Genomic DNA, 10,401 nt, shown 5'->3' with positions numbered 1-10,401 from the left:
TCATCGAAAGGGATTGACCCAACATACTGCAGAGCAACATCGAGAAATCTCTCAGTAACGTGAGCAAGCTTGGAATAGAGGTGGCGCCCCTCTTCCTGCGTTTTAACCATATTCGCCAGTACACGAAAACGGTACATATCGTAATCGCGATTTAACAATTTAATTAGCGCATATGAATCGGTAATCGATGTAGGCTCATCACATACGACAACAATAACTTCTTGCGCAGCCCTAAGAAACGAAACAACACCATCGGATATACCTGCTGCGGTATCAATAATCAGGACATCGAGATCTTCAGAAATTTCACTAAAGGCATTAATTAAACCGGCATGTTCCATTGGATTCAAAGAAACCATTTTTTGCGTACCAGATGAAGCTGGTACTACTTTTATTCCTTTGGGCCCATCAACCAAAACGTCACGCAGAGAACATTCGCCACTTATCACATCCGCTATATTGCTTTTAGAGGTGATACCTAACAAAACATCAACATTAGCCAAACCTAAATCGGCATCTAAAAGTACGACACGACGCCCCATCTCAGCGAGCATAATCGAAAGGTTAATAGACACATTACTTTTGCCCACACCACCTTTACCGCCAGTTACCGCGATTACCTGAACCGGATTAGAATTCGCCATACTGGTGAAAATCCCCTTTTATACATCTAATTATTTTTCGCACTTCAGTTTATTCAACCATATTGAGATCTTCGTGATACTGAAACATTGACCGTATTTTCAGTGTATGCTGCATAATCTTGCTACATTCAGCTCTATATTTTAATCAACGCTAATAAGAGTTTAGCAGATATGATTAAGTTTACGCAGAATGAGAGAATATTTGATCTAAACCACCTTCATGCTCTTGGGCGCTGATTGTTACCCATCGCTCCGAACTATTCAATAAAGATTCAGCTCTCGAGAGGATTTCTTTTTGCCTAAACACATGAATATCCTCAGGAACTCGCTGACCGTCAGTAAAATAACTGGCTTTGAGACGCGTATCGATAAGAAAGCTCATCACCTCACCCAGGCTAACAGCTTCATCAACCTTAGTAATAATGGCGCCTGACAAGCCTACCATTTTGTAGTGATGGTAATTTGAACACATCACCTGATACTGCCCTACAGACGATACAACAAGGTGTGACTGAATATCATGACCCGACAGCTTTAATTCCTGCAGCTGCTCAGACCAGCACGCGTCGGTATGCATTAGGCCAGCAGTATCAACCAAGACAAGTTTTTTGTGACGCAAGCCATCAAGTATGGTATCCAGACTATGACGCTCATCAACAACATGGACAGGCACATTGAGTATTCTGCCAAACACCTTTAGTTGCTCGTGCGCAGCTATGCGGTATCTGTCAGTTGTCACCAAGGCTATATCATCAGCACCATGTCGAATAACAAACTGAGCAGCCATTTTACCTATTGTCATGGTCTTACCACTACCTGTAGGCCCAACCAATGCAATGACGCCACCCTGCTCGATCAGGTCATCTTCAGGAGCCGATATTAAAGCTGAAACACCCTGTGAAACACGAGACCATGCCTGACTGTAGTCCATACCTAAATCAACCATTGCCATTAGCCGTTTTTTAAGATCCCCGGCAATACAAAGGGATTCGAGTTTACGTTCGATTTTGCTGAGCGTAGCCGATTGCTCACGTTCTTTTTCATTCTGCACTTGCTTGTAAGCCTGCCCGGACATTAGTTTTTTAATCTCTAATATCTCTGCACGCATATCCGATAATTCGCCCCACGGAGTACCATTTTGTTTAGCATCATGTGACGCAGCCTTGCGCTCCATTGCCGAAGAGCTTGCCTCTGGTTCAGACACTGCCTCTGAATCGTTCTCTTGCGCAAGAGCATCAGGCCGCTCTTTACGCTTAGCCTTAACCTCTTCTATCTTTCTACGCGCACTATCTAGCTCTTTTTGCAGTTTCAGGTGTTTTTCTGCATGCATACGAGCAAGTTGGGAAGGGCTAGGCTCGCCACGCTCTATCAATTGACTTTCGATGGTTTCAGGTGAGACATCTTCCTCATAGTCGAGCGCAGCAACAATTTCGACACCACCGTCAACTTTTGAGTTGGATAAGATAACCGCATCGGGGCCAAGTTCTTCTCGAACCATTTTTAAAACTTCTTGCATGGTCGCTGAAAAAAAGCGTCTAACTTCCATAAGGAATCACCTGATTATGTTTACTACTCATCACTTCAATTGAACCTTGGAGCGAGTTCTACCGACACGACGTCAATTTATTGACCTACGTTCGCGACGATTGTTATTTGTTTATTGTTTGGCACTTCCTGGTAAGAAAGGACATTAATCGGGTCACTCCCAAACCTTACAAACTTAGCAAGCACTGGTCTCAAAGGCCCTGATACCAAAAGGATTGCAGGCTTTCCGAGCATTTCCTGGCGTTGAGCTGCTTCACCGAGCGATCGCTGAAGTGTTTCAACTATTCGGGGCTCAAGTATCATTCCCATATCATCACCCGCGCCAGTTTTTTGTGACTGCTGCACAGACTTTAGCAATAACTGTTCCAAGTCGGGCTCTAAGGTAATAACGGGGATTTCATCATCATTTCCACAAATATTTTGGACAATCAATCTTTTCATACCCTGTCGACATGCTTCTGTTAGCAGGGTGGAATCAGCTGACTTTGGAGTTACATTAACCAGCGCTTCAGCGATCGAACGCATATCTCTAATAGGTACGTCCTCGATCAATAGACTCTGAAGAACTTTTAATAACAGACTGACTGTTAATGTATTTGGAACCAGCTCTTCTGATAGCTTAGGTGACACCTTCGCCAACTGATCCAACCATTGCTGTACCTCCTCATGCCCCAATAACTCACTAGCATGCTTCTGAAGCACTTGATTCAAGTGTGTCGCCACCACAGTACTCGCATCGACAACGGTATAACCTAGCGTTTGCGCATGATCCTTTTGAGAACTCTCAACCCAGATTGCATCAAGCCCAAAAGCAGGGTCTCTACCCTCAACCCCGTCAATTTTCCCAAAGACCTGACCCGGGTTAATAGCTAGCTCTCTCTCTGGGTGAATTTCTGCTTCAGCAATCGTTACGCCCATCAAGGTGATTCGGTAAACATTTGGCATAAGGTCAAGATTGTCGCGAATATGAACTGAAGGCATTAAGAAACCTAACTCTTGCGACAGCTTTTTACGCACCCCTTTTATCCTACCAAGCAATGCCCCCCCCTGATTTTTATCAACAAGAGGAATTATGCGATAACCAACTTCCAGGCCTATAATATCGACCGACAAAACATCATCCCAGCCAAGCTCTTTGTACTCTTCTTTAGGCTGTCCATCAGCCGATATTTGACCTTGATTATCAGGCGTTACATTAGCACCGCCAGACATATTAGGCTGAGCACCTGACCTGCGAGCACCCGGAGCGCTTGCTTCAACCTCTTCACCTTTCGATCTCTTGTTTTGACCATACCAAGCAAAAAATGCTAAACCGCCACCCAAACCCAAGAATGCCAAATGAGGCATGCCCGGTACCAGACCCATTGCGATAAGCATGCCTGAGGCCACATATAAAGCCTTTGGGGATAGAAACATCTGATCAAGAACTTGTGACGACATGTCCTGCATACTACTAACACGTGTCACCATAATTGCTGCGGCGGTAGAAAGTAGTAGCGAAGGAATCTGTGCAACCAAGCCATCACCAATAGTCAGTAGCGAATACTTTTCCATTGCATCAGAGAATTCTAGATCATGCTGCACCATGCCAATAGAGAGACCGCCTATGATATTGATCGCTAAAATCAACAAACCCGCAATGGCATCACCACGAACAAACTTACTGGCACCATCCATAGAACCATAAAAGTCAGCCTCCGTTGCAATTTCTTCACGACGTGACTTGGCTTCTTCCTGTTCGATAATGCCAGCATTAAGATCAGCATCAATCGCCATCTGTTTACCCGGCATCGCATCGAGCGTAAAGCGCGCACTAACCTCCGAGACCCTGCCAGCACCCTTTGTTACAACAACAAAGTTAATAATCATCAAAATAGCAAAGACAACCAAACCGACAGCGTAATTGCCTCCAATGACAACCTCACCGAAGGCCTCAATCACCTTACCTGCAGCATCGCCACCTTCGTGCCCCTCCAAGAGAACAACACGAGTTGAAGCGACATTTAGCGCCAAACGTAAAAGCGTGGCAACTAACAAAACGGTTGGGAATATCGCGAACTCAACGGGCCGCAGGGAGTAGACACAAACAAGCAAGACAACAAGCGCCAAAGCAATATTGAAGGTAAACAACAAATCAAGCAGGAAAGGAGGAACAGGAAGGGTCATCATCCCCAGGATTGCAATCAATAGCACCGGGATGGCGAGATTACCCTGAGTAAGAACCTTGAATTGTTGAAGCATTGCGGCTTGCTGCATAAATATCACTACCAAGACTGATATCGTCACTAATTTGACGAAAAACAAATATCAGTAAGGTATCAGCAAGATTCACGCCGACTTCTACAGTTTACGGTAATTAGGCAATGCCAGCCCCTTAATCAAGAGCCATCATATTTAAGATCATCCGGTATGGGGAAGTCCGGTTTCGGAGGTTTTGTAATAACGCGACGCCTAAACTGCTTAAGCTGAAATACGTATGCCAGCACTTGTGCAACCGCCATATACAAACCACTCGGAATTTCCTGACCAATCTCGGCATGATGGTAGACCGAACGCGCAAGCGGTGGAGCCTCAACAATTTCGACATCATGTTCGTTGGCAATTTCTCTAATCTTCAAGGCGACTTGATCATGCCCTTTCGCAAGCAAAATTGGCGCGGCATCTTCTTCAGGTTTATATCGTAGCGCGACTGAAAAGTGAGTTGGGTTGGTAATCACCACGTCAGCCTGAGGAACATCTTGCATCATTCGACGCTGCGCCATTTCCATCTGCAATTGGCGAATCTTCCGTTTAACCTCTGGCTTACCTTCCGTGTCCTTGAATTCGTCTTTCACTTCCTGCTTCGTCATCTTCAGATTTTTTGTATGATCAAATATCTGAAAAGGTACATCAATCATAGCGATCACGATCATCGTACATGCTAAATAGAAAAAACCCCACCCCAGTATTTTGGAAGCTGTTTCCATTGCTGAAATTACATTTTGATCGGCAAGCCCGATAAGCGTTGGCAATTGCGAGTGAATAATCAAAACTGCAACTGCGACAACCAATGACACCTTTGCAATCGCCTTTATGAGCTCCACTAAGGACTTGAGGGAAAACATCTTCGCCAAGCCTTTAATTGGGTCCATTCGGCTAAACTTAGGCGCCAGAGCTTTAGTTGAGAAAAGCCAACCACCCAAAGCAACGGACCCTGCAATAGCCGATACAAACAACAAAATTAGAAACGGCAAAATACCTTCTGCAACTTCAACCGCGGCTCTTGCGAGATACATTCCCATCTGGCTTGTATCTTGTGTCGCCTCTCTAGAAAACGAAAAACTAGCAGTCATGATCTTTGTTAAAGATGCTGCGATACCGCTACCAAAAATTAACAAGCCCCCCGCCCCGACAATCAGTAAAAAAGTTGTATTTAACTCTTTTGATCGGGGAACCTGACCTTCTTCTCGCGCTTTTTCGAGTTTCCGGCCGGTGGGTTCTTCGGTTTTATCCTGACTACTATCGTTCTCTGCCATAAGCGCTCTAAGCCCCCATCACATCGCGCAGATAAATATATGTATGCTCGCTAAAACGAATAAAAAGCGTATCAACATTTCCGACACCCACCCAAAGAATGAAAAAACCGAAAATCATACCGATTGGAAAACCGAGCGAGAATACATTCATCTGCGGTGCCGCCCTTGTCATAACTCCAAAGGAGATATTAACAATCAATACCGAAGTTACTACTGGCAGCGCAACCAGCAGAGCCGAAGCAAAGAGCCAGTTAATCCTCATCAACATATCCCACAATAAGTAAGGCTCTATCGAGTTTTCACCTATAATACTTGCTGAAATCGGCCACGCCCTAAAGCTTTCAACAATCACTTCAATCATCACTAAATGACCATTCATTGCAAGAAACGTTAAGGTTACGCCTATCAGGAATATCTGAGACAGGATTGGTGTATTAACACCGTTCGTTGGGTCAACCATCGAAGCAAAACCCAAACCCATTTGCATCGAAATCATTTGCCCCGCCACCACAAACAACTGCATCAGTAGCACAAACATGAAGCCCATTAAGGTACCGATAACAACTTGCTGAAGCACAATCAAAAAAGAACCGATTGACAGAGCGTCAATCACAGGGACAGGGTCAATCAATGGAGCAACGATTAGCGTTAAGGCAAAGGATAAGCCAATTCGGACACGCATTGGCACCAACCGTGTTCCGATTACCGGAACCACCATCAAGAAACTGGCAATACGGAATAAGGGCCACAAGAAGGACCCAACCCAAGCGCCAATTTGTGCGTCGGTAAATTCCATCTTTTACCCGATCAGTAATGGAATGCTAGTCCATAAGCGTTCTGAATAGTCGAGAATTTTTGTCATCATATACGGACCCGCGACAATAAGCACAAACAAGGTCACCAGAAGCCTTGGTAAGAAGCTTAGCGTTTGCTCGTTGATCTGTGTTGCAGCCTGAAAAACACTCACCATCAAGCCAACGATTAGGCCGGGTACGAGTATTAAAGTGACCAAAATCAAAATTACAAATACGGCATCCCTTACAAGGTCAATTGCTAACTCTGGCGTCATCTTAATCTACCTCGTTATATTCCAAAGCTGGCGGCTAAACTACCCATTATCAGAGCCCAACCGTCAATCAAGACAAAAAACATTATCTTGAAAGGTAAGGAGATAATCATAGGTGATAACATCATCATACCCATTGCCATCAGTACGCTCGCCACGACCATATCGAGAATTAGAAAAGGCAGGAACAGCAGAAAGCCAATTTGAAAGGCGGTTTTCAGTTCACTTGTTACGAAGGCAGGCATCAACACCCAAAACGGCAAGTCATCAAGCGTATTGTATTCAGCACCCGATATACGCACAAACAGCGCAATATCATCTTCTCTTGTCTGCGTCAGCATAAACTCTCGAAATGGTAAGCTTGCGGCTTTAACGGCATCAACAGGTGCTAGCTGCTCGTTCATATAAGGTTGGATAGCCGTTTCATTAACCTTTTCAAAAACAGGCGTCATAATAAAGATCGTTAAAAACAGCGATAAACCCAAAACTATCTGGTTTGAAGGGGTTTGTTGTAGCCCCAAGGCCTGGCGAAGTATTGAGAAAACGATGATTATTCGGGTGAATGAAGTCATCATCATCAGCATCGCAGGCAAGAAGGTTAGCGCAGTCATTAGCGCAAGAACCTGGATCGTCACCGTATAGGTCTGCGAACCATCAGAATTATTTACCAGGGTTAGAGCAGGAATACCCGGGCTTCCTTGCGCACCTTCAGCAAAAGCTGAAAATGACAACAATGACAGAACGACACCTAGTGCTAGGAGTGCAAAAGTACGCACTGAAAACTTTGACTTCGTTGTCATAGCTTACCCTCTTGAGAGTTAAGCTCAGAGCTGCCTTGCTCCTCAGGCGTACTTTTAGTGAGCAAGCCTTTTAAAGTTGTCGAAAAATCGGAATGTGCACCACGACCACCACCTTCTTGAGCGTTATCACTAAGATCAGAATCGCTGTCAAAAGTATGCAAACAAGAAATCTGCTGATTGGTAACACCCAAAAGAAGTGTCTGCCCTTTTACACGAACCAAACTAACTTTTTCTCTTGCACCAAGCGGAAGAGACGAAAGCACTTCCATTTCTCTATTTTTAGCAATATTAAATCCGCTAAATCGGCGAGCAAACCAAGCCAAGACAAAAATGAAGACCACCATTGCGAATAAAGTAGCGACAACAATAGGCCAACTCGTTATCGGGTCGTACTCTGGTGCACGAGCTTTACTAAGGTGGGTCGATTCAGTATTTGAGCTGACAACTTCGTTTTCAGTTTTTAACGTATCGTCTAACTCAACTAATTGTTGCTGTGGCTCAGTGCCAGGATTCGTAGAATCTGAGGATTCATTAGCATACACAATACTGGTGCTCAGTATGAACACCACACAAAGGCGAATCAGTAAGCCCACAAAACTACCCTAAACGCCTGATACGTTCAGTTGGACTTACTACATCAGTCAGTCGAATACCGAATTTATCATTAACCATAACAACTTCACCATGAGCGATTAGTGTGCCATTGACCAAAACATCTAATGGCTCACCGGCCAAGCGGTCAAGCTCAATAACGGAACCTTGATTCAATTGTAATAAGTTTCTGATCGGAATGGAGGTATTACCGACTTCCATCGATAACGTAACAGGTATATCCAGAATGACATCAAGATCGGGAGCGCCTGGGCCACCAGCACCAGCGTTAGCAGCCGCAGCTGGACGCGAATCAAAAGACTCTAGAGGCGCAGACTTAATATCATCAGCATCATCCCCTTCGATAGCTTCAGCTTCGGCCATTGCCGCCGCCCACTCATCCTCAACACTACCTTCGCCGCCTTCAGAATCACCAGACTCTTCCATTGCAGCTTCCCATTCAGATGCTAGTTTTTCGTCTTCACTTTGATCTTCGTTATCACTCATTTTCTTCTTCCAAATTTTCGTCAACTACACTGGATATGAGGTTGGGTCGTTCAATTTTTTCTTCAATTTTCGCCGCTAACTGACCATCACTTTGCCCAAGCTTTGCTTTGAACATAGGGACCTTATTCGCAGTTAGCGTAATAAACTCTGGCATTTCTATCGGTATAACATCACCTTTTTCAAGCTTGGCAACATCTCTAAGTGATATCTGTTCTTCTAGGACTGTCGCATTAAGAGGCACATTAGCCTCTAAAAGATCTTTCCGAATAGTTGTCATCCAGCGCTCGTCAACATCGTCAACATCACTCTGGACACCAGCATCGAGGATCTCGCGAATCGGCTCAATGGTAGAGTATGGAATGGCCAGATGAAGGTCTCCACCACCGCCATCTAGTTCGATATGAAAGGTACTAATTACTATCACTTCACTAGGGCTAACAATATTCGCCATTGAAGGGTTAACTTCAGAGTTCATATACTCAAAATCAATTTTGAAAACTGCGCTCCACGCTTCCTTCATATCGATAAAGACTTGTTCGAGTACCATATGAACAACCCGAATCTCGGTAGGCGTAAACTCACGCCCTTCAATTTTTGCATGACGCCCATCACCACCAAAGAAGTTATCAACAAGTTTAAAAACTAGCTTGGCATCAAAAATAAATAAACCAGCTCCGCGAAGAGGTCTGATTTTGACAATATTTAAACTGGTAGGAACGTAAAGAGTATGGATATACTCTCCAAACTTCATGATCTGGACACCGCCCGTAGAAACGTCGGCGTTTCTACGGAGCAGGTTAAACAAGCTGATTCTGGTGTAGCGGGCAAACCTTTCATTGATCATTTCGAGCGTAGGCATGCGCCCGCGCACAATTCTATCTTGGCTCGCTAAGTCGTAATTGCGTATACCTTCTTCATCGGCATCGTCCTCCGTGTCGATATCACCATCATCGACACCATGCAATAACGCATCTATCTCGTCTTGTGATAATAAATCTTGCACACTAATACCTGACTATATGAATTTTTAAGCAATCACAAAATAAGCTATTTGACGGTCGCGAAAATAACACCAAACAAATAACTTAAAACATCTTGAACAAAACTACTGCAATACAAAATTAGTGAAATAAACGTTCTCTATCTCACCAGCCTCTTCACTACTTAAGACAGTATTAATCACTTCGACTGTCTGAGCTTGAAGCGCTAACTTACCTTCCTCAGTGCGAATCTGTTGAAAGTCCTGATCTGCGTATACATTCAATAAACGTGAACGTATCAAAGGCATATGGTGGTCTAAAGCATCCAAAGCACTGGCATCACGACTAGAAACAGATAATGAAATCTGCATATACCGCTGACGCCCATCGACATTAAACGTAACCAAAAATGCTGGCTTAATTGGAATGTAGCTAGCTGGCTCCTTTACTTCTTCTTCAATAACCGGTTCAGTTGGTGCGTCTTCATCGCCACCAAGCAAAAACATCGTCACACCAACCGATAGACCAATAGCTAAAATTGCAACGATCGCAATAATAATAATTAGCTTTTTCTTTGAACCACCTTCGCCAGATTGCTCTTCTTCAGTTTTGTTTTCTTCTTCTGCCACGTCAAAATCCCGTCATATCAAATCGCAGCTGAGCACCTTTACAGATATCCAGCAAAGTGTATGCCAAAAACAACAGTTCTCCGTTTAAACGGAAGCTTAACTGTTGCCTTTAACTATTTGATAT

11 protein-coding genes are annotated in these 10,401 nt (G+C 44.1%); all 11 read right to left on the bottom strand.

Going from position 1 to position 10,401, the window contains the following annotated elements; genetic code table 11:
• Positions 1–644, bottom strand: a 644-nt coding sequence (locus A3735_RS09305; RefSeq protein ID WP_068637979.1) for a MinD/ParA family protein, incomplete at its 3' end; no start/stop codon positions are given.
• 181 nt (positions 645–825) lie between these two features.
• Positions 826–2,190 (bottom strand): flagellar biosynthesis protein FlhF, encoded by a 1,365-nt coding sequence (flhF, locus tag A3735_RS09300; protein WP_068511921.1) that lies wholly within the window; start codon positions 2,188–2,190, stop codon positions 826–828.
• Positions 2,191–2,267: 77 nt separating this feature from the next.
• The gene (gene flhA / locus A3735_RS09295; RefSeq protein WP_068637977.1) at positions 2,268–4,445 is read right to left on the bottom strand and encodes a flagellar biosynthesis protein FlhA; all 2,178 of its coding nucleotides are present in this window, start codon (positions 4,443–4,445) and stop codon (positions 2,268–2,270) included.
• A 122-nt stretch (positions 4,446–4,567) separates the two neighbouring features.
• On the bottom strand, positions 4,568–5,704 hold the full coding sequence (flhB, locus tag A3735_RS09290) for a flagellar biosynthesis protein FlhB (protein ID WP_068511915.1): 1,137 nt from the start codon (positions 5,702–5,704) through the stop codon (positions 4,568–4,570).
• Between the two features lie 7 nt (positions 5,705–5,711).
• On the bottom strand, positions 5,712–6,500 hold the full coding sequence (gene fliR / locus A3735_RS09285) for a flagellar biosynthetic protein FliR (RefSeq protein WP_068511913.1): 789 nt from the start codon (positions 6,498–6,500) through the stop codon (positions 5,712–5,714).
• A 3-nt stretch (positions 6,501–6,503) separates the two neighbouring features.
• The gene (gene fliQ / locus A3735_RS09280; RefSeq protein ID WP_068511910.1) at positions 6,504–6,773 is read right to left on the bottom strand and encodes a flagellar biosynthesis protein FliQ; all 270 of its coding nucleotides are present in this window, start codon (positions 6,771–6,773) and stop codon (positions 6,504–6,506) included.
• Positions 6,774–6,787: 14 nt separating this feature from the next.
• A complete protein-coding gene (fliP, locus tag A3735_RS09275; protein WP_068554009.1) occupies positions 6,788–7,570 on the bottom strand; it encodes a flagellar type III secretion system pore protein FliP in 783 nt (260 codons plus the stop codon).
• Positions 7,567–8,163, bottom strand: a complete 597-nt coding sequence (fliO, locus tag A3735_RS09270) for a flagellar biosynthetic protein FliO (protein WP_068511678.1) — start codon at positions 8,161–8,163, stop codon at positions 7,567–7,569. The genes fliP and fliO overlap by 4 nt, the downstream gene beginning before the upstream one ends.
• A 4-nt stretch (positions 8,164–8,167) precedes the next feature.
• On the bottom strand, positions 8,168–8,668 hold the full coding sequence (gene fliN / locus A3735_RS09265; protein ID WP_068511675.1) for a flagellar motor switch protein FliN: 501 nt from the start codon (positions 8,666–8,668) through the stop codon (positions 8,168–8,170).
• Positions 8,661–9,677 (bottom strand): flagellar motor switch protein FliM, encoded by a 1,017-nt coding sequence (gene fliM / locus A3735_RS09260; protein ID WP_197470043.1) that lies wholly within the window; start codon positions 9,675–9,677, stop codon positions 8,661–8,663. The genes fliN and fliM overlap by 8 nt, the downstream gene beginning before the upstream one ends.
• 96 nt (positions 9,678–9,773) lie before the next feature.
• Positions 9,774–10,277 (bottom strand): flagellar basal body-associated protein FliL, encoded by a 504-nt coding sequence (gene fliL, locus A3735_RS09255; RefSeq protein ID WP_068513649.1) that lies wholly within the window; start codon positions 10,275–10,277, stop codon positions 9,774–9,776.
• Between the last annotated feature and the right edge of the window lie 124 nt (positions 10,278–10,401).

Source organism: Oleiphilus sp. HI0061 (assembly GCF_001635675.1).
The sequence above is the reverse complement of the archived record's forward strand: the minus strand, read 5'-3'. Positions and strand labels throughout refer to the sequence as shown.